25 protein-coding genes and 1 pseudogene are annotated in these 23,137 nt (G+C 71.1%); 13 read left to right on the top strand and 13 right to left on the bottom strand.

Annotated elements, in window-relative coordinates; genetic code table 11:
• Positions 1–22: 22 nt before the first annotated feature.
• Positions 23–772 (bottom strand): AraC family transcriptional regulator, encoded by a 750-nt coding sequence (locus tag TN53_RS37300; protein ID WP_046263273.1) that lies wholly within the window; start codon positions 770–772, stop codon positions 23–25.
• 54 nt (positions 773–826) lie between these two features.
• On the opposite strand from TN53_RS37300, the gene TN53_RS37305 reads away from it, so the two are divergent.
• Positions 827–1,996 carry an MFS transporter gene (locus TN53_RS37305; RefSeq protein ID WP_046263274.1) on the top strand — a complete coding sequence of 390 codons (1,170 nt, stop codon included), beginning with the start codon at positions 827–829 and terminating at the stop codon, positions 1,994–1,996.
• Here the strand turns inward: TN53_RS37305 and TN53_RS37310 are convergent.
• The 4 genes from TN53_RS37310 to TN53_RS37325 all read right to left on the bottom strand — a co-directional run bounded on the left by TN53_RS37310 (position 1,954) and on the right by TN53_RS37325 (position 5,150).
• The gene (locus tag TN53_RS37310) at positions 1,954–2,469 is read right to left on the bottom strand and encodes a MarR family winged helix-turn-helix transcriptional regulator (RefSeq protein WP_046263275.1); all 516 of its coding nucleotides are present in this window, start codon (positions 2,467–2,469) and stop codon (positions 1,954–1,956) included. The two genes, TN53_RS37305 and TN53_RS37310, sit on opposite strands and share 43 nt — an antisense overlap.
• Before the next feature lie 61 nt (positions 2,470–2,530).
• Positions 2,531–3,700 carry an NAD(P)/FAD-dependent oxidoreductase gene (locus TN53_RS37315; RefSeq protein ID WP_046263276.1) on the bottom strand — a complete coding sequence of 390 codons (1,170 nt, stop codon included), beginning with the start codon at positions 3,698–3,700 and terminating at the stop codon, positions 2,531–2,533.
• Positions 3,697–3,891 (bottom strand): ferredoxin, encoded by a 195-nt coding sequence (locus TN53_RS37320; RefSeq protein WP_046263277.1) that lies wholly within the window; start codon positions 3,889–3,891, stop codon positions 3,697–3,699. Before TN53_RS37320 ends, TN53_RS37315 begins: the two co-directional genes overlap by 4 nt.
• A 53-nt stretch (positions 3,892–3,944) precedes the next feature.
• Entirely contained in the window at positions 3,945–5,150 is a 1,206-nt protein-coding gene (locus TN53_RS37325; RefSeq protein WP_046263278.1) for a cytochrome P450, read from the bottom strand.
• A gap of 591 nt (positions 5,151–5,741) precedes the next feature.
• Between TN53_RS37325 and TN53_RS37330 the strand changes: the two genes are divergently transcribed.
• Together TN53_RS37330 and TN53_RS37335 are read left to right on the top strand one after the other, a co-directional pair.
• Entirely contained in the window at positions 5,742–6,944 is a 1,203-nt protein-coding gene (locus TN53_RS37330; protein ID WP_046263279.1) for a sensor histidine kinase, read from the top strand.
• Positions 6,941–7,609 carry a response regulator gene (locus tag TN53_RS37335; RefSeq protein WP_046263280.1) on the top strand — a complete coding sequence of 223 codons (669 nt, stop codon included), beginning with the start codon at positions 6,941–6,943 and terminating at the stop codon, positions 7,607–7,609. The genes TN53_RS37330 and TN53_RS37335 overlap by 4 nt, the downstream gene beginning before the upstream one ends.
• A gap of 4 nt (positions 7,610–7,613) precedes the next feature.
• On the opposite strand, the gene TN53_RS37340 is transcribed toward TN53_RS37335, so the two are convergent.
• Positions 7,614–8,294, bottom strand: a complete 681-nt coding sequence (locus tag TN53_RS37340; RefSeq protein WP_046263281.1) for a TetR/AcrR family transcriptional regulator — start codon at positions 8,292–8,294, stop codon at positions 7,614–7,616.
• Positions 8,295–8,408: 114 nt separating this feature from the next.
• Between TN53_RS37340 and TN53_RS37345 the strand changes: the two genes are divergently transcribed.
• The 6 genes from TN53_RS37345 to hemC all read left to right on the top strand — a co-directional run bounded on the left by TN53_RS37345 (position 8,409) and on the right by hemC (position 14,150).
• Entirely contained in the window at positions 8,409–9,146 is a 738-nt protein-coding gene (locus TN53_RS37345; protein ID WP_046263282.1) for an SDR family oxidoreductase, read from the top strand.
• Between the two features lie 128 nt (positions 9,147–9,274).
• The gene (locus tag TN53_RS37350; protein ID WP_046263283.1) at positions 9,275–10,255 is read left to right on the top strand and encodes an ATP-dependent DNA ligase; all 981 of its coding nucleotides are present in this window, start codon (positions 9,275–9,277) and stop codon (positions 10,253–10,255) included.
• Positions 10,256–10,399: 144 nt separating this feature from the next.
• Positions 10,400–11,176 (top strand): NPP1 family protein, encoded by a 777-nt coding sequence (locus TN53_RS37355; protein ID WP_046263284.1) that lies wholly within the window; start codon positions 10,400–10,402, stop codon positions 11,174–11,176.
• A gap of 100 nt (positions 11,177–11,276) precedes the next feature.
• Positions 11,277–12,296, top strand: coding sequence for a questin oxidase family protein (locus tag TN53_RS37360; RefSeq protein ID WP_046263285.1), 1,020 nt, complete (start codon positions 11,277–11,279; stop codon positions 12,294–12,296).
• A 41-nt stretch (positions 12,297–12,337) separates the two neighbouring features.
• Positions 12,338–13,165, top strand: a complete 828-nt coding sequence (locus TN53_RS37365; protein WP_046263286.1) for a hypothetical protein — start codon at positions 12,338–12,340, stop codon at positions 13,163–13,165.
• A 49-nt stretch (positions 13,166–13,214) separates the two neighbouring features.
• Positions 13,215–14,150, top strand: coding sequence for a hydroxymethylbilane synthase (gene hemC / locus TN53_RS37370; RefSeq protein ID WP_046263287.1), 936 nt, complete (start codon positions 13,215–13,217; stop codon positions 14,148–14,150).
• Positions 14,151–14,188: 38 nt separating this feature from the next.
• Here the strand turns inward: hemC and TN53_RS37375 are convergent, their stop codons facing one another.
• The 4 genes and pseudogenes from TN53_RS37375 to TN53_RS37390 all read right to left on the bottom strand — a co-directional run bounded on the left by TN53_RS37375 (position 14,189) and on the right by TN53_RS37390 (position 16,945).
• Positions 14,189–14,704: a hypothetical protein gene (locus tag TN53_RS37375; RefSeq protein WP_046263288.1), complete on the bottom strand. Its 516-nt coding sequence runs from the start codon at positions 14,702–14,704 to the stop codon at positions 14,189–14,191.
• A 191-nt stretch (positions 14,705–14,895) separates the two neighbouring features.
• Positions 14,896–15,741 (bottom strand): ABC transporter permease, encoded by an 846-nt coding sequence (locus tag TN53_RS37380; RefSeq protein ID WP_046263289.1) that lies wholly within the window; start codon positions 15,739–15,741, stop codon positions 14,896–14,898.
• Positions 15,701–16,502, bottom strand: a pseudogene (locus TN53_RS37385) (ABC transporter ATP-binding protein). The gene TN53_RS37380 and the pseudogene TN53_RS37385 overlap by 41 nt, the downstream one beginning before the upstream one ends.
• Complete coding sequence (locus TN53_RS37390; protein ID WP_046263290.1) at positions 16,499–16,945, bottom strand: MarR family winged helix-turn-helix transcriptional regulator; 447 nt, start codon at positions 16,943–16,945, stop codon at positions 16,499–16,501. The pseudogene TN53_RS37385 and the gene TN53_RS37390 overlap by 4 nt, the downstream one beginning before the upstream one ends.
• A gap of 265 nt (positions 16,946–17,210) precedes the next feature.
• Here TN53_RS37390 and TN53_RS37395 point away from each other — a divergent pair, with 265 nt between their 5' ends.
• On the top strand, positions 17,211–18,002 hold the full coding sequence (locus tag TN53_RS37395) for a SigB/SigF/SigG family RNA polymerase sigma factor (protein WP_046263291.1): 792 nt from the start codon (positions 17,211–17,213) through the stop codon (positions 18,000–18,002).
• 10 nt (positions 18,003–18,012) lie between these two features.
• Here the strand turns inward: TN53_RS37395 and TN53_RS37400 are convergent, their stop codons facing one another.
• Positions 18,013–18,345 carry an ANTAR domain-containing protein gene (locus TN53_RS37400; protein ID WP_046263292.1) on the bottom strand — a complete coding sequence of 111 codons (333 nt, stop codon included), beginning with the start codon at positions 18,343–18,345 and terminating at the stop codon, positions 18,013–18,015.
• 159 nt (positions 18,346–18,504) lie between these two features.
• Here TN53_RS37400 and TN53_RS37405 point away from each other — a divergent pair, with 159 nt between their 5' ends.
• Positions 18,505–19,308, top strand: a complete 804-nt coding sequence (locus tag TN53_RS37405; RefSeq protein ID WP_046263293.1) for a VOC family protein — start codon at positions 18,505–18,507, stop codon at positions 19,306–19,308.
• Between the two features lie 26 nt (positions 19,309–19,334).
• On the opposite strand, the gene glgX is transcribed toward TN53_RS37405, so the two are convergent.
• Positions 19,335–21,452 (bottom strand): glycogen debranching protein GlgX, encoded by a 2,118-nt coding sequence (gene glgX, locus TN53_RS37410; protein WP_046263299.1) that lies wholly within the window; start codon positions 21,450–21,452, stop codon positions 19,335–19,337.
• A gap of 26 nt (positions 21,453–21,478) precedes the next feature.
• Positions 21,479–21,964: a hypothetical protein gene (locus TN53_RS37415; RefSeq protein ID WP_046263294.1), complete on the bottom strand. Its 486-nt coding sequence runs from the start codon at positions 21,962–21,964 to the stop codon at positions 21,479–21,481.
• Between the two features lie 228 nt (positions 21,965–22,192).
• Here TN53_RS37415 and TN53_RS37420 point away from each other — a divergent pair, with 228 nt between their 5' ends.
• Together TN53_RS37420 and TN53_RS37425 are read left to right on the top strand one after the other, a co-directional pair.
• Positions 22,193–22,492, top strand: coding sequence for a DUF5133 domain-containing protein (locus TN53_RS37420; protein ID WP_046263295.1), 300 nt, complete (start codon positions 22,193–22,195; stop codon positions 22,490–22,492).
• A 71-nt stretch (positions 22,493–22,563) separates the two neighbouring features.
• Positions 22,564–23,137, top strand: a 574-nt coding sequence (locus TN53_RS37425; RefSeq protein WP_046263296.1) for a maltotransferase domain-containing protein, incomplete at its 3' end; no start/stop codon positions are given.

Consider the following 23,137-nt stretch of genomic DNA (forward strand, 5'->3'; position numbering starts at 1 on the left):
GGTTGTACGGCGGCCTCTTCACCTACGGGGAAAGGCGGTTGTGGGTCCCGGGCGTATGCCCGAACGAGCGGCGGAAGACCTCGATGAACGCGCTCGTGGACGACCAGCCGCAGCGGTGGGCGACGGTGGTGACGGGTGCTCCGTCGGCCAGCATCCGCAGGGCGTGGTAGAGGCGTGACTGGGTGCGCCACTGCGGGAAGGTCATGCCGAACTCGCTGCGGAAGAGTCGGCTGAGGGTTCGTTCGCTCGCCCCGGTCACGGTGCCGAGGGAGGCGAGCGTGCGGGGGTCGGCGGGGTCGGCGTGCAGGATCGCGCAGACCGCGGTCAGGCGCGGGTCGGTGGCGGTGGGCAGGTGCAGGGGCTTCTGGGGCGAGGCGCGCAGCTGGTCGCGGAGGACGGCGAGCAGACGGTGGCGTTCGGGGCTGTCGTCGTCGGGGGCCCGGGTGTGGGCGACGATCAGTTCGCGCAGGAGCGGTCCTACGGCGAGGACGGTGGGGGCGTCCAGGCCGAGCGGGTTGTCGTCGGCGGGCAGACCCACCAGGTGCAGGTCGAGGTGGCCGTGGGCGCGGTGGGCGTGGACGGTGCCCGCGGGGACCCAGATGGCGCGGTTGCCGGGGGCGAACCAGGTGCCGACGTCGGTGGTGACGGCCAGGACGCCGGAGCCGGCGTAGACGATCTGGTGGTCGTCGTGCCGGTGCGCGTCGATGCGCTCCCCGGCGGCCAGGCTCTGGGCACGGGTCGGGGCTTTCGGCGTATGGCGGATGTCCGGCACAAGTAGGCAGTTTATCGAAAGCGCGCCAGGCCCCGCTCTCGCGACGATCTCGGTATGACCGCGATACGCCATCTGTCCTTGGGGCATGCCTGCGTCGACGTCTATCAGGGGGCGGTGGCCGCTCTGGTGCCGTACTTCGTCGCCGAGCGCGCCTACACCTACGCCGCCGCCTCGGGCGTCGTCCTCGCCGCGTCCTTGTTGTCGTCCGTCGTGCAGCCACTGTTCGGGGCGCTCACCGACCGGTGGGCGATGCCGTGGCTCCTGCCGCTGAGCGCACTGACCGCGGGAGCCGGGGTGGCGCTGAGCGGGGTCACCGACTCGTACGCGCTGACCCTCGCCGCGGTCGCCGTGTCCGGAGTCGGGGTCGCCGCCTACCATCCGGAGGCCGCCCGGGCGGCCCGCGCCGCCGCGGGCGGCAGCCACACGGCGATGGGCTGGTTCGCGCTGGGCGGCAACCTCGGCTTCGGCGCGGCACCGCTGCTCGTCATGGCCGTGGTCGGGCTCGGCGGCCTGGGCGCCTCTCCCCTGCTGATCGTCCCCGCCCTCGCGGGAGCGGTCCTGTGCGCGGCGGCGGTCCGCGCCACCGGACGCCGGTCCGTGTCCGGCCGTACGTCCGCCGGTGCCCGCCGCGACGACTGGCCGTCGTTCCTGCGGCTGTCGGGGGCGATCGTCTGCCGGTCGGTCGTGTTCGTCGGGCTGAGCGCGTTCGTCTCGCTGTACGTCCGTGAGCGCACCGGGGGCGGCGAGACGGCCGGCACGGTCGCGCTGTGCGTGCTCTACGCCGGGGGTGCGGGGGGCACGGTGGTCGGAGGGCGGCTCGCGGACCGGTACGGGCGGCTGACGGTCGTGCGCCGGTCGTACCTGCTGACTGTCCCGGCCGTCGCGGGGCTGGTGCTCGTACCGGGACCGCTCGTCCATGCGTTCGTCGCGCTCACCTCGGCCGGCCTGTATGTGCCGTTCTCGCTGCATGTCACGCTCGGCCAGGACTGTCTGCCGCGCCGGGTGGGCACGGCGAGCGGTGTCACGCTGGGGCTGGCGGTGAGCGTCGGTGGGCTGGCCGCGCCCGCCCTCGGGGCACTCGCCGACGCCACATCCCTGCGGACCGCACTGCTCCCGCTCGTCGTCCTGCCCGCGGTGGGCCGGCTCCTGATGTGCGGGCTGCGCGAACCCGGCGCCGAGGATCAGGCAGTGGCCGCCGGCTCCGTGTCGTCGTCGACGGCATAGGCCAGGAAATCGTCGACCATGCGGTGGAAGAGGGTGGCCAGCTGCCCCAGCTCCTCCGGAGCCCACTCGGACAGGGCGAACTGCATGCCGCGCGCGCCGGCGTCCCGGACCCGGTCGACGGCCTGCCGGCCCGCCTCGGTGAGCTCGATGCGCTGGGCGCGCCGGTCGACGGGGTCCGGGACCCGGGTGACGTACCCGCTCTTCTGGAGCTGCTGCACGGTACGGGTCACGTGCGAGGCCTCCACGCCGAGCCGGTTGGCCAGCTCCCCCGGGCGCAGCGGCTCGGAGTCGGCGACCTGGCGCAGCAGCGCCACGGCGGCCCGGTCCAGCGGCACTCCGGCCAGGGCCATCAGCCGGTCGTGCTGCCGGGCGCGCGTGCTCAGGTACGTGATGCGCGTGAGCGCCCGCTCGATCTCGATCACTTCGGAAGATGCGGGGCCGTCGGGGAGCTCGGAGAGCGATGGGGTGGCCATGCGAGCCACTTTACCATCTTGTTGCGTAACTCAAGTAATCTACTGCGCGCGTTTACGCGGACTACTGCGCCGAGCGTACGGTCTCGCTCCACGCCGCGCCGGTCACGATCGGCTGTCTCCATTGCCGGATCGCCTTGGGCGGCATACCGACCGCGAGGGCGCCGCTCACCCGGTCGCCGGTGCGGTACGCGGCGACGAACCGTCGTTCGGCCAAGTCGCCCTCCACCACGGCGACTTCGTCGTGGCCGCGCAGGAAGCCGTACGCCTGGACCTTCATGTCGTACTGGTCTGACCAGAAGTACGGCACCGGCGCGAACGGCTTGCGCGCCTCGGGGTTGAGGAGGTTGCGGGCGGCCGCCATGCCCTGTTCGGCGGCGTTGGTGCGGTGCTCGATCCGCATCGACGTCCCGAACAGCGGGTTGTACCAGCGGGCGACGTCGCCGGCCGCGTACACGTTCCGCGCGGCCTCGCAGTACTCGTCGCAGACCACTCCGTCGCCGACGGCCAGCCCGCTGCCATCGAGCCACTCGGTGTTGGGCAGCGAGCCGATGGCCACCAGCACCTCGTCGGCCTCGACCACTTCGCCGCCGGCGAGCCGCACCCCGTCCTCGGTCACCTCGGTGACCGTGACCCCGCAGCGCAGGTCCACGCCGCGGTCGAGATGCGCCTGTGAGAGCACCCGACCGACCTCCGTGCCGACGGCGTGCGCCAGCGGCACCGGGGCGGGTTCGAGCAGGGTCACCTCGGCGCCGAGACGCCAGGCCACCGCGGCGGCCTCCGCTCCGAGGAATCCGGCGCCGACCACGACGAGCCGCCGTCCCGGGCCCAGCCGGTCGCGCAGGGTCAGGGCGTCGTCCAGGGTCCGCAGCACATGCGCGCCCTCGCCGGGCAGCCGGCGCGGCCGGACGCCGGTGGCGAGGATCAGTCCGTCGTACGGCACCGTCGAGCCGTCGGCCAGCCGCACTGTGCGCCCGGTGAGTTCGAGGCCGGTTGCGGGGACGCCCAGGCGCAGGTCCAGGCCGAGCGCGCTGAGGTCCGAGGGGGTGCGCAGGTCCAGCCGCTCGGGCCGCCACTCACCGGACAGCAACTGCTTGGACAACGGCGGGCGGTCGTACGGTGCGAGGGGTTCGTCGCCGACGAGGGTGAGCGGGCCGTCGTAGCCCTCGCGGCGGAGCGTCTCGACCGCCGCGAGTCCGGCGGCCGAGGCCCCGACGACGACGATCCGGTTCACTGCTGGACCAGTCGGATCGCGGCGGCCGGGCAGACCGCGACGGCTTCCTTGACGTCGTCGACGAGTTCGTCGCCGACCTGCTCCGCCAGCAGGATCGCGATGCCGTCGTCGTCCTGGTCGAAGACGTCCATCGCGGCGAGCACGCACTGCCCCGAGGCGACGCACTTGTCGGCTTCCAGCTCCACCTTCATGGGATTGCCCTTCTTGTCGCGTGGTGCTTGTTCGTTCGCGGGACGGGGAGCCCTCACCAGGCCACCGGCAGTTCGTGGACGCCGTAGATGAACGCGTCGTGCTTGAACTTCACGTCCTGGACGTCGCAGGCGAGCTTGAGGGTGGGGATGCGCTTGTAGAGGGTGCCGTAGACGACCTGGAGCTCCATCCGGGCGAGGGGCTGGCCGAGGCACTGGTGGATGCCGAAACCGAAGGCGACGTGGCGGCGGGCGTCCCGGGAGATGTCGAGACGGTCGGGGTCCTCGAAGGCCTCGGGGTCACGGTTGCCGATCTCGTTCACCACGATGATGCCCTCGCCGGCCCTGATGACCTCGCCGGCGATCTCGATGTCCTCCGTGACCGCGCGGCGGCGCCCCTGGTGGGTGATGTTCAGGTAGCGCAGCAGTTCCTCGACGGCCGAGGCCACCAGTCTGGGGTCGTCGCTCTCGCGCAGAAGGGCGAGCTGGTCGGGGTGCTCAAGGAGGGCGGCGGTACCGAGCGCGATCATGTTCGCGGTGGTCTCGTGTCCGGCGATCAGCAGGAGCAGCGCCATCTCCGTGGCCTGCTGATGGTCGAGTTCGCCCGTGGTGATCCGGCCGGCGATGCTCGACAGCAGGTCGTCCCTGGGTTCGGCGAGCCGCTTGGCGATCACTGTGGCCAGGTAGCCGGCGATCTCCCGGGTCGCGCCATTGCGCTGCTCGGGTGTCGCGGCGCTGCTGACCATCGTCTTGGTGTGGGACTGGAACATCTCGTGGTCCTCGTAAGGCACCCCGAGCAGTTCGCAGATCACCAGCGAGGGGACGGGCAGGGCGAACGCCTCGACGAGGTCGACCGGTTGCGGGCCCGCGAGCAGGTCGTCGATCAGGCCGTCCACGATCCGCTGCACGGCGGGCCTGAGGGCCTCGACCTTCTTGATGGCGAAGGGCGCCGTCACCAGGCGGCGCAGCCGGGCGTGTTCGGGGTCGTCCATCATGATGAAACTGAGCTTGCCCTCGCTCCCCTCGGAGCCGGCCTTGGGCGGGAAGCCGGGGCGGTCGATGTCCGAGCTGACCCGGGCGTCACCCAACAGGGCGCGCTGCTCGGCGTAGCGGGTCACGAGCCACGGTTCGCTCCCGTCCCACAGCCGCACCTTCGCCAACGGCCCCTGGTCCTGGAGCTCTTTGAGGCCGGGCGGCGGATCGAAGGGGCAGCGGGCGGCCCGCGGCATGGGGAACTCGGGAGCAGGCAGCGCGTCGGCCATGGTTCTCCTCGGTGGTGGGGGGCTCCGGTCGAGAGTCGGAGCGCCGGGGGGAAGGGGTGAGGCCTCGATGAGCACATGCAAACAGACGGGCCTGACGGGCTCCGGTCAGTTCCCCGACAGAAGGCTGACGTGACCCAGATCACACGCCGAACTCTTGCCGAACGGGTTCACAACTCATGTGCACCCTCCACGAGTTGGCCACATCGACCAGGGGCACGGGCGATCGCAGCCGCCTCGGCCGACGCCGCGAGGAACGAGCGTTCCCGGCGTTTGCTACCGCGCCTCGAAACTCCGGGACATGAGCCCTCCTCCGGCCCGGCGCCATTGCCGCACGGTCAGGCAAGTGGGAGATCCGACCAAGTCAAGCAGTTGACTTAAGATCGTCGAACTCCGGCTGACCGTGCTCATGCCCGGGGATGACGTGGGCGGGGTCGCGTACTGCGTACTGAGTAGCCGCGATTGCCGACAGGCGCACGACGACGTGAGGGCTCCTCGCCCGGCAGCCTGGAGCGTATCCATGTGCTTCGAGCAATGGCCGGACAAGCGGGAGGCGGCCCGACCGAGTCCTCAGGCACCGACCGGAGAGCGGCGATGAGCATCCCCTGGCAGCGATACGCGGACGACCACGCCCGCACCGTCGACACGATGACGGCCGCGCTGCTGTTCGCGTGCTTCCTGTTCGGCAGCGAGATCAACTTCCCGCAGGTGAAGCAGCCGGACGCGGTGGGCCCCACGATCGCCCTGGCCACCGTCGCCTGCGGCTCCCTCTTCTGGCAGCGCACCCACCCCCGGACCGTCGCCATGGTGACGACGGTGTGCACCGCCGCCGCATCCGCGCTGGGCATGCTGCTCACACCGCTCCTGATGGCCCCGCTCATGCTGGCGCTGTACCGGCTGGCCGTGCACACTGACCGCCGGGCCGCACGGTTCGCGTTCCTCGTCGCCCTCGCGCTGCTGATCACGACGGCCTACGTGGCGGATCCCGTCGATCATCCATGGCCCGTGACCACGCTCGGCCCCGCCGCCTGGCTGCTGCTCCCGGTCGCCACCGGCAACGCGGTCCGGCTGCGCGGCGCCTATGTGGAGGCCGTGCAGGCCCGCGCCGAGTACGCCGAACACAGCCGGGAGGAGGAGGCCCGGCACCGGGTGGCCGAGGAGCGCATGCGCATCGCCCGGGAGCTGCACGACGTCGTCGCCCATCATCTGGCCCTGGCCAACGCCCAGGCGGGCACGGCGGCCCACCTGTCACGCACCCACCCCGATCAGGTGCACCGGATCCTCGCCGAGCTCGCCGGTACGACGTCGGCGGCGCTGCGCGAGACGAAGGCAACCGTGGGTCTGCTGCGCCAGCGGGACGACCCCGGCGCGCCCCTCGCCCCCAGCCCGGGCATCGCCCAGCTCGACGAGCTGACGGCCGCGTTCGAAGCGGCGGGGCTTTGCGTCCGGGTCGACACCGAGGGCACACCCCGGCCGCTGTCGCCGGGCGTGGACCTGACGGCGTACCGCATCGTGCAGGAGGCACTGACCAACGTGACCAAACACGCCGCGGCCGAGATGGCGTATGTGCGCCTCGGGTACGCCACCGACCATCTGACGATCACCGTCACCGACGACGGCACCTCGACCGCCGCCACGGAACCGGGGCAGGGCTTCGGTCTGATCGGCATGCGGGAGCGGGCCCGGTCCATGGGCGGCGCGCTCAGGGCCGGGCACCGCGTCGGGGGCGGCTTCGAGGTGACGACCCGGCTGCCGCTGTACCCCATCGCCCCGGACCCGGAAGAACGGAACCCATGACCATCCGCGTACTGCTCGCCGACGACCAGGCCCTGCTGCGGGCCACCTTCCGGATCCTGATCGACTCCTGCGAGGACATGGAGGTGGTCGCCGAGGCGGCCGACGGCTCCGAGGCCGTCTCCCTCGCCCGTGTGCACCGGCCGGACCTCGTCCTGATGGACATCCGGATGCCGGGCACCGACGGCCTGGCCGCCACGGCCGCCATCTGCGCCGACCCGGACCTGGCCGACACCCGGGTGCTGATCCTGACCACGTTCGAGATCGACGAGTACGTCGCCCGGGCGCTGCGGGCCGGGGCGAGCGGGTTCCTCGGCAAGGACGTCACGGCCGACGTGCTGCTGGCCGGGGTACGGACCGTGGCCTCGGGCGAGTCCCTGCTGTCCCCCGTCGCCACGCGCACGGTGATCGCCCGCTTCCTGGCCGCGCCCGCGCGGGGCGGCCGCCTCGCGGTGCCGGGGGACCTCGTGGCGCTGACCGCGCGTGAGCGTGAGGTGATGGCGTGGGTGGCCGAGGGGCACTCCAACGAGGAGATCGCTCAGAAGCTCTTCGTGAGCCCGCTGACGGTTCGCACGCATGTGCACCGCGCCATGACGAAGCTGGGCGCCCGGGACCGCGCGCAACTCGTGGTCATCGCCTACCAGTCGGGCCTCGTCCAGGCGCCCTGAGAAGTCAGTTCCCGGCGAGTGTCTCCAGCCACTGCTGCAACAGGCCGGACTCGGCCGGAGTGAAGGACGCGTGCGGCTCCGCGCGCAGCCGGGCCGCGAGGGTGGCGGCCGCGACGGGAACTCCGTCCCCCTGTGCGGGTCCGGCCGGGCGCGTCAGGGAGTCGATCACCGCGTCCCGCGAGCGGGCCGAGAATCCGGGATCCGGGTACTGCTCCGGTCTGGTGAGCATCGACAGGGCCGCGCCGACATTGGCGGACATGATGATCTGCGTGGCGAGGACGGGCGGGACGGTGAGCCGGCCGGCCGCCGCGCAGCGTTCGAGGATGGCGTGCAGCAGGGCGTGGGCCTCGCTCACGGCGGCGGGCGGGACCGTCAGCTCGGGCGAGTACATCAGGCGGTAGTGGTGGGGGTGCTCCAGCGCGAACCGCATGTGGTTGTCCCAGCCGCTCTTCAGGTCCGCGACGGGGTCCTCGCCGGGCCGGGCCGCACGCTTGGAGGCGAGGTACTGCTCGAATCCCCGGTCCACCACGGCGGCGAGCAGCCCGGCCTTGTCGCCGAACAGCCGGTAGAGCATCGGCGCGCCCACACCGGCCGCCTCGCACACGGCACGCGTGGAGACTTCGGCGGCCGGGGCCGTGGCCAGCAGTTCCGCGGCGGCTTCCAGGATCTTTTCCCTCGCGTCCATGCCTGCACGGTACGACATTCGTAGCGCCGATACGAGCCGGGGAGTACCAACGCTACGGACCCATGTTATCGTCGTTACGTGATGCACGTAGCGTCGTTAACACAAGGAGCGGACATGACCACACAGCAGCGCGTCGCGATCGTCACCGGAGGATCGCGCGGCATCGGACGCCAGGTCGCCCAGCAGCTGGCCGCCGACGGGTTCGCCGTCCTCGTGGGATACGCGGGCAACAAGGACGCGGCCGACGAGGTCGCGGGCGGCATCGAGGCCACCGGGGGCTCCGCCGTCGCCGTCCGCGCGGACGTCGGCGACGAGGCCGAGGTGGCCGCCCTGTTCGACCTGGCGGAGGCGACGTACGGCGGGGTGGACGCCGTGGTGCACGCGGCGGGGCGGATGCTGCTGGCACCCGTCGCGGAGCTCGATCTCGACGAGCTCGACGCCCTGTACCGCACCAACATCCGCGGCACGTTCGCCGTCGGCCAGCAGGCCGCTCGCCGACTGCGTCCGGGCGGAGCGCTGGTGAACTTCTCCAGCTCCGTCGTCGGCCTCGCCTTCCCGACCTACGGCGCGTACGCCGCGAGCAAGGGGGCGGTCGAGGCCCTGACGCTGGTCCTCGCCCGGGAGCTGCGGGGCCGTGACGTCACCGTCAACGTGGTCGCGCCCGGCCCGACCGCCACCGACCTCTTCCTCGACGGCAAGGACGAGGAGACCGTCGCCCGGCTGGCCGCCCAGCCGCCGCTGGAGCGCCTCGGAACACCCCAGGACATCGCCTCCGTGGTCTCCTTCCTGGTCGGTCCGGGCGGGCGCTGGGTCAACGGGCAGGTGCTGCGGGCCAACGGCGGGATCATCTAACGATCCGACCGGACCATCGGACTGGAGCAGCCCTCGAGGCGGCCCTCCCCTCGCCCGGGACACCGCCGTTCAGGCGAAACCACCCGCACGCGCGCGTGCCGACACCGGGGCCCGTCGACAACTGACCCGTGAACCTCCCCCTGATCCCGCCCATGCTCGCCACCTCCGGCACCCTGCCGTCGACCACCCAGGACGCGCACTGGGCCTATGAGACCAAGCAGGACGGCCAGCGCGTCGTGGTGTACCTCGTCGGAGACGGAAGCGTGGTGCTGCGCGCCCGTTCCGGGGAGGACATCACCGCCGCCTATCCCGAACTGGGGGCACTCGGCGCCACGCTCGGCACACTGCCCGCCGTGCTGGACGGCGAGATCCTGGCGCTCGACGAAGAGGGGCGTGCCGACTTCCAGTTGCTCCAGTCCCGCATGGGGCTGGCCCACGCCCCGGGCAAGGCCGCGCGGAAGGCCGCCGAAGTACCCGTCCATCTGGTGCTGTTCGACGTGATGCATCTGGCAGGGCAGTCCCTGACCGCACTCCCCTATGTCCGACGGCGTGGACAGCTCGAGGAGCTGGGCCTGGACGGACCCTTCTGGTCGACTCCGGGCGCCATCGTCGGACACGGTCGACAGGCGCTGGAGGCCACCCGCGACCACTGCCTCGAAGGCCTGGTCTGCAAGCGGCTCGACTCGGTGTACGAGCCCGGGGTGCGCTCCCGCGCCTGGATCAAGATCCGCAACATGCGCAGCGAGGACGTCCTCGTCGGCGGCTGGCTGCCCGGCAAGGGACGGCTCACGGGCCTGCCGGGCGCCGTGCTGGTAGGACAGCGCACCGCCGGACGCCTTCGGTACGTCGGCAGCGTGGGCACCGGCTGGAGCGAGAGCGAACGGACCCAACTCGCCGCCCTCCTCGGGGCCGCGGCGACGGACGTGTGCCCCTTCGACACCCCGCCGCCGGTCGCGGGCGCGCACTGGGTCCTGCCCCGACTGGTCGGCGAGGTCCGCTACAGCACCCGCACCCGGGCGGGACTGCTGCGCCAGCCGTCCTGGCTGCGGCTTCGCCCGGACCTCGCACCGGAGGAGTCGGCAGCCGACCTTCCGGACGACCTTGTCTGACATCCCGAACAAGATCCCACTGTTCGGACGGTCGTCACCAGAGAGTCGCTTACGACACCTTGGCGCGGACATGAAAAGTCGGGAAGCTGAACCTCCCATTCCCCCACAGCCGTTGGGCTGCGCCCGGAACATGAGGAGGACGCAGTGTCGTCTCCGTCGTTCAAGAAGCATCGCGCGAGATGGTTCACCGGCCTGGCCGGCGCCGCCGCCCTGGTCGTCGCCTTCCCCAGCGCCGCCTTCGCCGCCCCGCCCACGGCCCTGCCGGCCAACGCCGAGTCGGCCGAGTACACCTACCAACCGGCCTTCGACTACGACACCGACGGCTGCTACCCCACACCCGCGATCGGCCCCGACGGCACGGTCAACGGCGGTCTGAACCCGACGGGTTCGCTCAGCGGCGAGTGCCACGACCTCTCGGACCTGAACAACACCAACTCGTACTCGCGCTACAAGTGCAACAACGGCTGGTGCGCCTACATGTACGGCCTGTACTTCGAGAAGGACCAGGCCCTGGCGAACAGCAGCATCGGCGGGCACCGGAACGACTGGGAGCACGTCGTGATCTGGGTGCAGAACGGCACCATCCAGTACGTCTCGACGTCCGCCCACGGCGCGTACACGACGACCGCGCCCTCCGGCGTCCGCTTCGACGGCACCCACGCGAAGATCGTCTACCACAAGGACGGCGCAGGCACCCACGCCTTCCGGCTGGCCAACTCCAATGACGAGCCGCCGGAGAACGCCAAGGGCACCTGGCAGTACCCGCCGCTGGTCGGCTGGAACGGCTACCCGTCAGGCGTCCGCGACAAGCTGGTCGCGTACAACTTCGGCAGCGCCAACTTCGCCCTGAAGGACGCGAACTTCGCCTCCGACCTGTCGAAGGCCAAGCCGTCGGGGATCTCGTTCGACCCCAACGCCTGACCCGGCGCGCATCGGGCGCGGGACCTAGGACCCGTGCACCCCGCGGCTTCCGTCCCGCGCCCGATCCCGGCACCCGCGTGCACGGCATAACGTCCAGCTCATGGACGACAGCGACACGAGCGGACAGCTCGAAGAAGCCCTGGAACGCCTCCACGCCTCCGGCCCCGAACGCGACGGCTGGCTGTCCAACCACGCCCCCATGGTCGTCGAGGCGCTCGCCGCCCACGGACAGGCGGGGGCGGTGCACCACTGGGTAGACCTCTACCGGGACAAACTGGAGGACTTCCCCGACCGCGTGGCCCCCGTCACCGACGACAACTGGCCCGAGGCGCTGGGCGATCCACGCCGGATCGCGGACTGGACCGACCATTTCTCCCGCACCCTGGCCGAGCGCCCCTGGCGGGACGTCCTCGCCGAGTGGTGGCCGCGCCTGCTGCCCGGCCTCTACGGCGGCGCCACCCACACCGTCATACGGGTCGGCCATGCCGTACGCGCCCTGGAAACCGGTGCGAACGCGCCCCGGACCACCGAACTCGCCCACGCCCTGGGCTACTGGGCGGCCCGGCACCAGCCGGTGACCGGGGTCGCCGTGCTGCCGGGCGCGACGACCGCAATGCAGGCCCTGGACGCCGTACCCCCGATCGAGCCGGGCCACATGGGGTTCCGCAAACGCCTCGCCGCCGTACACCGACTGCCCGCATGGGCGGACGAGGTGACCGACCCGGACACGGCCCGCGCACGACTGACCGAACTCGTCCACGCCGCCACCCACCGCTACGCCACCCACGGCCACGGCGAGCCCACCATGCTCGTGCACGCCGCCACCGCGCCCAACGCCGTGCTGCGCACCCTGGATTCGCTGCCCCGGGAGCTGTGGGCGCCGAGCCTGCACGCGGCCTGGAGCGCGTCCGCGGCGGTCACCGCGATGTACGCGCCCGCGGAGCCGGTCGCCTACACGCCGCCTGCCCGGCTCACCGCCGAGGAGGTCATGGAGCGTGCCCTCGTCCACGGCGACGAGCACGTCATCAAGTTGACCGACACGGCGCTGGACGTCGGCGACGAGCCGGCGCTGGCCGCGGCACTGCGCTCGGTCGAGATGAGTGTTCCGCTCGTCGGGTAAACGTGTGGATCACCGCTCCCGGCCGTCGCTAGGGTGCGCGCATGGACGAAGAGGAGGCCTGGGTCAACGCACGCATGCTGTTCCAGGCGTTGCGCGACCACGACGGTGCGGACGTGTGCACCACCGTGTTGGAACCCTGGCTCGCCCGGTCCCGGCTCGCCTACCGCGAGGCGCTCACCACGGGCGTGGAGCTGCTGGTCGCGACGGCGGTGGAGGGACCGGACGAGCGCTGCGGCGACCTGCTGTGGGAGCTGTACGCGCTCAGCCGGGTCAGCGATGTCCTGCTGACCGGGTTCCAGCCGGCCGGTGAGCACGCCGGCGTCTGGCCCGCCGTGTCGAGGACCGAGTACCTCCGGCTCTTCACCGGCCTGGGCCTGACACCGTTCCAGGAGAGCGACGTCTTCGACCCGTTCCTGCACGAGATCGTCGAGGTCGAACAGGCGCAGGACCCGGACGAGCCGGTGCGGATCACCGAGGTCGTGTGGCCCGGACTGTGGTTCGACTCCCTGCTGTTCTCCCGGGCCGGGGTGCGGGTGCGCGCGGGCGTCCGGCACGCCGAGCGCGGCGTGGCGGACCGTTCCCCGCTCTACTGGACCTATCTGCGCCGGCACCGGCCCACCGTGGACCTGTCGCAGGGCTGGGGGTCCAACTCCCAGTGGCGCACGGACTTCCGGGTGGATCTGAGAACCGCGTCCGGTGACGAGGTCAACGCCTGCGGGCGCGAGAACGTCGACGCCGAGGACTGGACCGCCCGCGGGCTGTCCCCGGCGGAACGGCGTGAACTGCTGCGTCATCGCTGTCTGGTGCGCACGCCGGGCGGCGAAGGCGCGGCGGGTGAGGAGTTCTTCCCCTTCGACTGGCGCATGTGAAGCGCGGTACTGCACGGCCGCTCGACCGTGAGGGTCTATCGTGTCCCGCATGTCCGTGCCCGAACTGATCCGTATCGTCTCCCGCGACTCGCCCATGGCGCTCGCCCAAGTGGAGCGTGTCCGCGCCGAGTTGACCGCGCTGCACCCCGGGGTGCGCACCGAGGTCGTACCGGTGAAGACGACCGGCGACAAGTGGATGGGCGACCTGTCGAAGGTCGAGGGCAAGGGCGCGTTCACCAAGGAGGTCGACGCCGCGCTGCTGGCCGGGGAGGCCGACCTCGCGGTGCACTGTGTGAAGGACGTGCCCGCCGACCGGCCGCTCCCGGCGGGGACGACGTTCGCCGCGTTCCTCAAGCGGGACGACATCCGCGACGCCCTGATCCATCCGGGCGGACTCACCCTGGACGAGCTTCCGGCCGGTACCCGCATCGGGACCTCCTCGGTGCGCCGGGTCGCGCAACTGGCCGCCACCCATCCGGAGTTGGAGTGCGTGCCGTTCCGCGGCAACGCCAACCGGCGGCTGGCGAAGCTGGCGGCCGGGGAGGCGGACGCGCTACTGCTCGCGGTGTCCGGCCTCGAACGCATCGGCCGCGAGGACGTGATCAGCGAGGTCCTCTCCCCCGAGACGATGATGCCGCCGATCGGCGCGGGCATCCTGGCCCTGCAGTGCCGTCAGGGCGACACCGAGCTGATCGACGCGGTCAGCGGGCTCGGCGATCCGGACACCCACCGGGAGGCCACCGCGGAACGCATGTTCCTGCATGTGCTCCAGGGCCACTGCAACAGCCCGATCGCCGGGTACGCGCGCGTGGACCACGGGGGCGAACTGTCCCTGCGGGCCTGTGTGTTCACCCCGGACGGCAAGACCCGGCTGAACGCCCACGAGTGGGCGGGCCGGCTCGACCCGGCCACGCTGGGCACCTCGGTCGCGGTGGCGCTGCTGCGTCAGGGAGCCCGCGAGATCATCGACGGCATCCCGCACTGAGCGACATCCCGCACTGACACCGCAACGGGCACCGACCGTCAGGCGGTGCCCTCTTCGGCCTGGTCCCGCAGGAAGTTGCTCACCTGGTGGGCCAGGCCCTCCCGGCCGGCCGCCGCCTGGACGGCACCTTCCTGCAGACCGATGCCGCCCGCCCACAGCCGGCGGTCGGCCCAGTCGTCGTCGACCCGCAGCTGGATCTGCACGTCGACCAGGCTCAGGGACGCCTCGGGGCCGGCCGCGTACAGCACGGCGGTGACCCGGCGCAGCGGGTAGACGTCGAAGCCCTCGATGAACTGCGAGTTGCGCCAGTCGATGAACGCGCTCTCGCCGTCCGGGCCGACCCGGACATCGATCTGGCCGTCCTCCAGGTGGATGGTGGAGTTCCGGCCGCCACGGTTCTCGACGGTCACACGGACACTGAAGTACGTGAGCCCCTCGGCGGCGTCGTCCCGCCCGCGTGGTGGCTCGGAGGCTTCCAGCCCGTGGACACGGACACGCAGGCCGGCATGCTCGTCGTACTCCTGCCAGTCCCCGACCACGTTCGGCTCGTACACAATCCACCTCTTGTCCCTCAGAGAGCTGCTTCCTATCTGTGTGCTCAGTGCACTGTCAAATGAGCGGAATGCGCTGTGGCCAGCGGGTTCACCCCCTTTGATCAGTGATCAAGCCGTGCGCAGGAAGAACTCGCCGTCAGGGGGCGCACTGCGCCCGGCGGGCGTGCCGCACATCACGTCCATGAGCATGATCAGCGCGCGAGACGGCCGAGCAGCGACGAGGCCGCGGCGATGCCCAGTGCGGCGGCGACGAACAGCACCGCGAAGTCGAGCGCGAGATGGTCGGGCGTGCCGAGGAGAAGGCCGCGCAGGGCGTCCACTTGATAGCTGAGCGGGTTGACCTTGCTGATGGCCTGGAGCCAGCCGGGCATGACGGACAGCGGGTAGAGGGCGTTGGAGCCGAAGAACAGCGGCATGGTGATGGCCTGGCCGAAGCCCATCAGCCGGTCGCGGCTGAGGACGATGCCGGCAATGGTCATGGACAGGCAGGAGAAGAAGGCCGATCCGAGGACGACGACGGCCGCGACACCGAGCAGTTTGAGCGGGTTCCAGGTCAGGGCGACGCCGAGCACGGCGGCGATGAGGATCACGACGACGGCCTGGACCAGGGACTTCACCCCGGCCGCGAACGCCTTCCCGGTGATCAGCGCCGAGCGCGGGGTCGGGGTGACGAGCAGCTTGTTGAGGATGCCGGCGTCCCGTTCCCAGATGATCTGGATGCCGTAGAAGATGGCGATGAACATCGCGGACTGGGCGATGATGCCGGGTGCCAGATAGTCGATGTAGGGGATGCCGTCGGTGGGGATCGCCTTGATCCGGGTGAAGGTCTGACCGAAGATCAGCAGCCACAGGGCGGGTTGGACGGCCCGGGTGTAGAGCTCGGTGCGGTCGTGGCGCAGCTTCTGCAGTTCGACGGCGCACATCGCGCCGACCCGGGCAGGGAGCAGCCGCCAGCCCGCGCGGGGCTGCGGCGGCTTCAGCAGCAGACCTATGCGGTCAGCCGACACGGCCTGCGGTGCGGCGGGTGCTTCGGACATCGCGGAAGTCTCCTGACTGGTCGTCGAGTCCACTGCCGGCGATGTCGCGGAAGACGTCCTCCAGCGTGGGCAGCGGGTCCGTGGCCCGGGCGCCCCGGCGCTCACCGAGTCCCCGGCGCAGCTCCTGCGACGTACCGAGGGCACGGATGCGGCCGCGGTGCATGAGGCCGACCCGGTCGCAGTACTGGTCGGCCTCGTCCATGTAGTGGGTGGTGACCAGCACGGTCATGCCGGTGGCCGCGCGGACGGCGTTGATGTGCTCCCACACACCGGTCCGGGCGATCGGGTCGAGGCCGATGGTCGGCTCGTCGAGGATCAGCAGACGGGGCGCGCTGACCAGTGCCTGGGCGAGTTCGAGGCGGCGGACCATGCCGCCGGAGTAGGTCTTGGCGAGCCGGTCGGCGGCGTCGGTGAGGTCGACGGCGTCCAGGGCCTGGGCGACGCGGGCGGCGCGCTCGTGGCGGGACACGTCGAAGACGCGGGCGAACAGGGCGGTGTTCTCACGGCCGGTCAGGCCCTGGTCGGCGGAGAGTTGCTGCGGCACGTAGCCGAGCAGCCGCCGTACGGCCATCCGGTCCTCGGCGGTGTCGTGCCCGAAGACACGGACCATGCCCGCCGGTACCGGTAGGAGCGTGGTCATGCAGCGGATCGCCGTGGTCTTCCCGGCGCCGTTGGGCCCGAGCAGCCCGAAGACCTCGCCCTCGGCCACGGTCACCGAAGGCGTACACGAGACCGGTGCAGGTGACGGCGTCCTGAGTCACGCTTCCTCCCCCAGGTTGTCGGCCAGGCGGCGCAGGACCGGGATCGCCGCCGCGAGGGTTTCCAGGTCGGCCTCGTCGAGCCGGGCCACCTGGTGTCGTACGAGGTCGGCGCGGCGCTTGCGCCACTCGCTGAGCCGCGCCTCGGCCGCGGGAGTCGGCATCAGACGGGCGGCACGCCGGTCGGTCGGGTCCGTCTCGCGGACCAGGTAGCCCTGCCGGGCCAGCCGGTTGACGAGCGTCGACACCGAATTGCTCGCCAGATACAGCTCCCTGGCGGCGTCCGAGATGCCGATCCCGGGCCGGTCCACGACCAGCCGCAGCAGTTCGACCTCGGCGCCGCGCAACTGCGGTGCGGGCATCTCGCGGCGCAACCGGCGCCGGATCAACCGTTGGACGCCGACGAGCGCGTCGGCGAGCTCTTCCGGGAAGGTCTCCTGTTCCACGCCGCCGAGATTACCTCTGTAGCAGAGGTAATGGGCCCAAGGGACGGTCAAGGTCTCTCACGCTGAGAATGCGAAGGGTTTCGGTCCGTGCAGCTTTCCGAGTGAATTATCCTGAATTGTTTAGAAGCGTCTTCACCGGGAATTCGCTTGTCAGTGCTTCGGACAGGAGGCACGTCCGTGGGAGTCGTCCCCGGTGTCCTCCGTCAGGTCCGCGCGTGACTCCCATGGTGTCTGTCACCCAGCACCGTTGAGGGAGGTGCGCGCGATGCGCGTCACCACCAGAACGAAGCAGCATCCGCACGACGACGCCCCCGACACCGCCGCTTCCTTCGAACACCTCGCCACCCTGCCCGAGGGCCCGGAACGCAAGGCGCTCCGGGACGAGCTGGTCGAGCTGTGGCTGCCGATGGCCGAGCGGATAGCGGTCCGCTTCAAGGGCCGCGGCGAGTCCCTGGAGGATCTGTACCAGGTGGCCGCCCTGGGCCTGGTGAAGGCCGTCGACCACTACGACCCCGCGCGCGGCCACGCCTTCGAGGCGTACGCCGTGCCGACCGTGACCGGCGAGATCAAACGGCACTTCCGCGATCACATGTGGACGCTGCACGTACCGCGTCGGGTCCAGGATCTGCGCAACCGGGTGCGCGCCGCCCTCAAGGAGCTGTCACAGACCACAGCGGGGCGGGCCCCCACCGTCGCCGAGATCGCCGAGTGCGCCCAGCTCAGCGAGGACGAGGTGCGTTCCGGCATGGAGGCCCTGGAGTGCTTCTCGGCGCTGTCGCTGGAAGCGGAGATGCCCGGCACCGACGGGTACGCCCTGGGGGACGCGCTCGGCGCCCCCGACCCCCGCTTCGACGTCGTCGTGGACCGCGTCGCCGTGGGCCCCTGTCTGCGGGCCCTGCCCGAGCGCGAGCAGACCATTCTCTATCTGCGGTTCTTCCGGGGCATGACGCAGAGCCGCATTGCCAAGGAGCTCGGCATCTCCCAGATGCACGTCTCCCGGCTGCTCAGCGGCTGCTTCGACCGGATCCGTGAGGAGCTGCTGGCCGAGAGCCGGTGATGCCGCAGAGTCACTCCGGCGGTGCCTCCGGGATCTGCGTCGGGCCGTGGCGGTCGAGGGCTTCCTCCAGCTCGGCGCGGATCTCCGGGGGCAGTTCCCCGTTCCGCCCCCAGATCAGGATCAGGTCGGCGACGTTGCGGAGCTTGATGTTGGTGCGCTGGGAGACATCCTTCAGTACGCCCCAGCCCTGGTCCGGGGTCACGCGCCCGAGCGCGACCATCATGCCGATCGCCTGATCCACGACGGCATGCGAGGCGACGGCCTCCTTCAGCTGCTCGACCTCTTCCTGCAGCTCGAAGATGCGGCTCGCCTCGCCACCAGGGTCATCCCGTCCCGCGGTCATGCCACCATCCTGCTCACTCGACCGGCCCAGTGCCACCGGGCACACGCCACTCGTTTCGGCCACGTCCGCCGGGTACTCGACAGGCGCCCGGAGCGGTTCCGGTTGGACACTGAAAGAGGACCGGTGGCTGCCGGCCGGCGAGGTCAGGACGCGACTGCCATGAACCATGACACCAGACGACCCGGTGGCACGACGGACGTCGTCTCCACGCACGCTGTGTTCGGCGCCCCCTGCTGGGTGAGCCTGACCACCCGGGACCAGGAGGCCGCCGAGGCGTTCTACACCGCCGTCCTCGGCTGGGAATGGCGCCCGGCCAAGCTCGGCGACCGGTTCCGGATGGCCGTGGTGGACGAGACGCCGGTGGCCGGAATCGCCGCGGTCGCCACGATGTGGCAGATGGCGGTGGCGTGGACGCCGTACTTCGCCGTGCGCAGCGCGGACGAGGCCGTGGCACGGGTGCAGGAACGGGGCGGCACCGCCGCCGTCGGACCACTCTCCTTCCCGCCCGGGCGGGCGGCGCTGCTGGCCGACCGGGACGGGGCGACCTTCGGGATCTGGGAGGGGGAGCTCGTCGCCAACTGGGGGAAATGGCGCCGCGCGGCCCCGACCTTCATCACACTGCACACACGCGACGCCTTCGACGCCGCCATCTTCTACGGCGAGATCCTCGACTGGGCGTCGGACCGTCCCGGCTGCTGCGAGGTCCACTACGAGGGCGGCGAGGTCGTGCTGCGCAGCGAGGGCGACATCGTGGCCCGTATCGAGTCGGGCGCGCTGGACGCGGCTCCCGACCCCACCATTCGGCCGCACTGGCAGGTGCACTTCGCCGTCTCGGACGTCGGTGCCTGCGCCCGGGCCGCGGAGGAGCACGGGGGGAGTGTCCTGTCGAAGGGCGGCGACGAGGCCGTGCTGCGCGATCCCGACGGTGCGCGGTTCACGGTGACGGCGCGTCGCGTGCACTGAGCCCGGCCGGCGCGCCCGCCACCTTCCTACGGACCTGTGGCGGTCCGCGGCGGATTCGCCGGGGGCCGTGACAGCAGGACCAGGCTGCGGGGCTCGACCGTCAGAGTCGAGTCCGCCTTGTGCTGCGTCTCGTCGGGGGCGGCCTTCGGTTCCGCGGTGTCGATCAGGGTCGTCCAGCACTCGCCGTACGCCGGTTCCGGCAGCCGGAAGGCGACCGGCTCCCAGTAGCCGTTGAGCAGGAGCAGGAAGGAGTCGTCCAGCACGGGCCGGCCGCAGGGGTCCGGTTCGGCGATGGCGTCACCGTTCAGGAAGACCCCGACGGAGTGCGCGTCGGAGCGGAGCCAGTCCCCGTCGGTCATCTCGCGCGCGTCCGGCGCGAACCACACGAGGTCGGGCAGCGGCTGCCCCGCGTGCGTCACGGTCTCACCGCGGAAGAAGCGCCGGCGGCGCAGTACGGGGTGGGCGGCGCGCAGTCCGATGACGTACCGCGTGAAGTCGGCGAGGTCGCGCTGCTGATGGGTGAGCCGCCAGTCGATCCAGGAGACGTCGTTGTCCTGGCAGTAGGCGTTGTTGTTGCCGCGCTGCGTGCGGCCGAGTTCGTCACCGTGACAGAGCATGGGGATGCCCTGCGAGAGCAGGAGCGTGGCCAGGAAGTTGCGCTGCTGGCGGGCGCGCAGCTCCAGCACGGACTTGTCGTCGGTCTCGCCCTCCGCCCCGCAGTTCCAGGACCGGTTGACACTCTCGCCGTCCCGGTTGCCCTCGCCGTTGGCCTCGTTGCGTTTGTCGTTGTACGAGACGAGGTCGCGCAGGGTGAAGCCGTCGTGCGCGGTCACGAAGTTCACGCTGGCCCGCGGCCGGCGCCGGCTGTGCTGGTAGAGGTCGGACGAGCCGGTAAGCCGGGAGGCGAAGTCGCCGAGCGTGTGCTCGCCGCCGCGCCAGAAGTCCCGCACGGTGTCCCGGTACTTGCCGTTCCACTCCGACCACAGGGGCGGGAAGTTGCCCACCTGGTAGCCGCCCTCGCCCACGTCCCACGGTTCCGCGATCAGTTTGACGCGGCTGATCACCGGGTCCTGCTGGATCAGGTCGAAGAACGCCGAAAGCCGGTCCACCTCGTGGAACTGCCGGGCCAGCGTGGCCGCGAGGTCGAAGCGGAAGCCGTCGACGTGCATCTCGGTGACCCAGTAACGCAGCGAGTCCATGATCAGCTGGAGGACGTAGGGATGCCGCATCAGCAGGCTGTTCCCGGTGCCGGTGGTGTCGTAGTAGTGCCCCCAGTCACCGTCCACCAGTCGGTAGTAGGAGGCGTTGTCGATGCCTCGGAAGGAGAGCGTCGGCCCCCTCTCGTTGCCCTCGGCGGTGTGGTTGTAGACCACGTCCAGGATCACTTCGAGGCCGGCCGCGTGCAGTGTCCGCACCATCGACTTGAACTCGTTGACCTGCTGACCGCGGGTGCCCCGGGCGGCGTAGGCGTTGTGCGGGGCGAAGAAGCCGATCGTGTTGTAGCCCCAGTAGTTGGACAGTCCACGGCCCTGCAGCACACCGTCCTGCACGAACTGGTGCACCGGCATCAGCTCGACCGCCGTCACACCGAGGGACGTCAGATGCTCGACCACCGCGGGGTGGGCCAACCCGGCGTAGGTACCGCGGAGTTCGGCCGGGACGTCGGGGTGGGTGCGGGTCAGACCGCGGACGTGGGCCTCGTAGATGACGGTGTCGGCGTAGGACCGTCGGGGCGGACGGTCCTCGCCCCAGTCGAAGAACGGGTCGGTGACCACACCGAGCATGGTGTGTCCGGCGCTGTCGGCGGCCGGGTCGTACAGCGCCGGATCATGGTCCACCTGCCCGTCCACCGCCCGGCTGTACGGATCGAGCAGCAGCTTCGCCGGATTGCAGCGGTGGCCGAGCTCCGGTTGCCAGGGCCCGTGCACGCGGTAGCCGTAGCGCTGCCCCGGCCCGATCCCGGGCAGGTAGCAGTGCCATACGAAACCGTCGACCTCGGCAAGGGGAACGCTGCGATGGCTGCCGTCGTCCTCGACGAGGACGAGTTCGACGCACTCGGCGACCTCGCTGAACAGCGCGAAGTTGGTGCCCTGCCCGTCGAAGTCGGCACCCAACGGGTAGGGGTGCCCGCTCCAGACGGGCACCCCTGCCTTGCGACGGCGCTCTGCGGTCACCGGGCGTCCTCCAGGACGCCGCCCACCACCGGCTCCTCGCGGGGCACCTGAAGCACCTCGCGCACGCTCGGCACCGGTGCCGTCGGCACCAGCGGGACACGTCCGCCGGCCCGGGCGCGCTGCGAGAACCAGATGACCTTGCTGCCGGTGTCCGTGGCGCAGCAGCCCCAGCCGTCGCTCATCGCGGCGATGTGCTCCAGACATCCGCGCAGATCCTGGTCCGGGCGCAGATCGCGGTCGTTGTCGCCGACGGCCGTGATGAGGTGCTGACCGTTCCACCACATCTCGATCGAGGTGAACTTGTCGGTCGCGTGCTCGTCGATGGCCTCCAGCAGCAGTTCGGCACCGCGGCAGACAGGCTCGACCAGGTTGTCGAGGTCCCAGTACCGGAGGTGAGCGGCCAGAATGCGGCTGACCTGGCCGACCCGTTCCGGGGTGACTTCCACATCGAGGTGGTAGTAGCGGGGCACTGCGGTCTTCATCGTCGTTGGCTCCTCACCGGCGAAGCTCCCGCTGCCTTCTCGCCCCGGCGGGACGAGCCCCGAACGCACAGCGTGAGCAGTGATCGCTTCTGAGTCACCTCAACTGTGAGAGTGCTACGCCATTCGTGCAACACGAGCGACCATCGAGATGGTTGAAGAGCCAACAAGACGCTGCGTCGTCACCCATGCACCATGAGTGAAACTCTCCGTGGGAAGGTGAACGGCGCCATGCTGCTACCGGCCAAGGCCGAAGTCGCCCGGCAACTGCGGCGTTACCGCGCCTGGGAACGCGTGATGCTGGCTTCCCCCGCCGATCGCGGGGCGCGGGCATCCTTCGAGGACTCGGGCTACACCCTCTGCGTGCTCATGGGTAAGCGCTGTGCGCGGGAGGCCGCGGACGCCGCAGAGCGCTATCTGCGGACGAACCCCGCCTCCTATCTCCGCGAGCAGGACGGGCAAGTGTGCACGACCGCCTCGGCCAGGCGGGGTCCGCCGGTGACGCTCCGGCGGACCCCTGCGGGAAGGTAGCCACTTCCGGCGCAGCTTCGATCCCCGGCCGGGCCACGGGCCCGGCCTCGAGCACGGCGGAGGTGAGACCCATGAGTGCCAGCACCACCATCGGCCGCATCCCGGTACGGGACGTCCAGCCGCTCGTCGACGGCGGCCGGAGTCCGGCCAAGGCGGTCGTCGGGGAAACGTTCCAGGTGACCGCCACGGTGTTCCGCGAGGGCCATGACGCGGTCGCCGCCAACGTCGTGCTCACCGATCCCGAGGGCCGCCCGGGCCCCTGGACGCCGATGCGCGAACTGGCTCCCGGCACCGATCGCTGGGGCGCCGACGTCACCCCTGACGCCCTGGGCCACTGGACCTTTCACGTGGAGGCCTGGAGCGGCCCGATCGCCACCTGGCGCCACCATGCCGGCATCAAGATCCCGGCCGGCATCGACGTCGGCCTGGTGCTGGAAGAGGGCGCCGACCTCTACTTCCGTGCGGCGGCCGGGGTGCCGGACGACGAGGGGCGCGGGTCGGTGCTGGCCGCCGCGGAGTCGCTGCGCCAGGATTCGCTGTCCATCTCGGCGCGGCTGGCGGGGGCGTTGACGCCCGAGGTGGACGCGGTGCTGGCGCGGTATCCGCTGCGGGATCTGGTGACCGTCTCCGAGGTGCTGCCGCTGC

Source organism: Streptomyces sp. WM6386 (assembly GCF_000972385.1).
In the GTDB taxonomy this organism is placed as follows: domain Bacteria; phylum Actinomycetota; class Actinomycetes; order Streptomycetales; family Streptomycetaceae; genus Streptomyces.

Bases quoted from the DNA above. Each gene is read 5' to 3' on its own strand.
- TN53_RS37400 (WP_046263292.1), bottom strand. From the start codon at position 18,345: ATGACCGCGGGACGGGATGACCCTGGTGGCGAGGCGAGCCGCATCTTC.
- TN53_RS37320 (WP_046263277.1), bottom strand. From the start codon at position 3,891: ATGAAGGTGGAGCTGGAAGCCGACAAGTGCGTCGCCTCGGGGCAGTGC.
- TN53_RS37345 (WP_046263282.1), top strand. From the start codon at position 8,409: ATGACCACACAGCAGCGCGTCGCGATCGTCACCGGAGGATCGCGCGGC.
- TN53_RS37405 (WP_046263293.1), top strand. From the start codon at position 18,505: ATGAACCATGACACCAGACGACCCGGTGGCACGACGGACGTCGTCTCC.
- hemC (WP_046263287.1), top strand. From the start codon at position 13,215: ATGTCCGTGCCCGAACTGATCCGTATCGTCTCCCGCGACTCGCCCATG.
- TN53_RS37305 (WP_046263274.1), top strand. From the start codon at position 827: ATGACCGCGATACGCCATCTGTCCTTGGGGCATGCCTGCGTCGACGTC.
- TN53_RS37335 (WP_046263280.1), top strand. From the start codon at position 6,941: ATGACCATCCGCGTACTGCTCGCCGACGACCAGGCCCTGCTGCGGGCC.
- TN53_RS37330 (WP_046263279.1), top strand. From the start codon at position 5,742: ATGAGCATCCCCTGGCAGCGATACGCGGACGACCACGCCCGCACCGTC.
- TN53_RS37380 (WP_046263289.1), bottom strand. From the start codon at position 15,741: ATGTCCGAAGCACCCGCCGCACCGCAGGCCGTGTCGGCTGACCGCATA.
- TN53_RS37415 (WP_046263294.1), bottom strand. From the start codon at position 21,964: ATGAAGACCGCAGTGCCCCGCTACTACCACCTCGATGTGGAAGTCACC.
- TN53_RS37360 (WP_046263285.1), top strand. From the start codon at position 11,277: ATGGACGACAGCGACACGAGCGGACAGCTCGAAGAAGCCCTGGAACGC.
- TN53_RS37365 (WP_046263286.1), top strand. From the start codon at position 12,338: ATGGACGAAGAGGAGGCCTGGGTCAACGCACGCATGCTGTTCCAGGCG.
- TN53_RS37310 (WP_046263275.1), bottom strand. From the start codon at position 2,469: ATGGCCACCCCATCGCTCTCCGAGCTCCCCGACGGCCCCGCATCTTCC.
- TN53_RS37420 (WP_046263295.1), top strand. From the start codon at position 22,193: ATGCTGCTACCGGCCAAGGCCGAAGTCGCCCGGCAACTGCGGCGTTAC.
- TN53_RS37340 (WP_046263281.1), bottom strand. From the start codon at position 8,294: ATGGACGCGAGGGAAAAGATCCTGGAAGCCGCCGCGGAACTGCTGGCC.
- TN53_RS37325 (WP_046263278.1), bottom strand. From the start codon at position 5,150: ATGGCCGACGCGCTGCCTGCTCCCGAGTTCCCCATGCCGCGGGCCGCC.
- TN53_RS37395 (WP_046263291.1), top strand. From the start codon at position 17,211: ATGCGCGTCACCACCAGAACGAAGCAGCATCCGCACGACGACGCCCCC.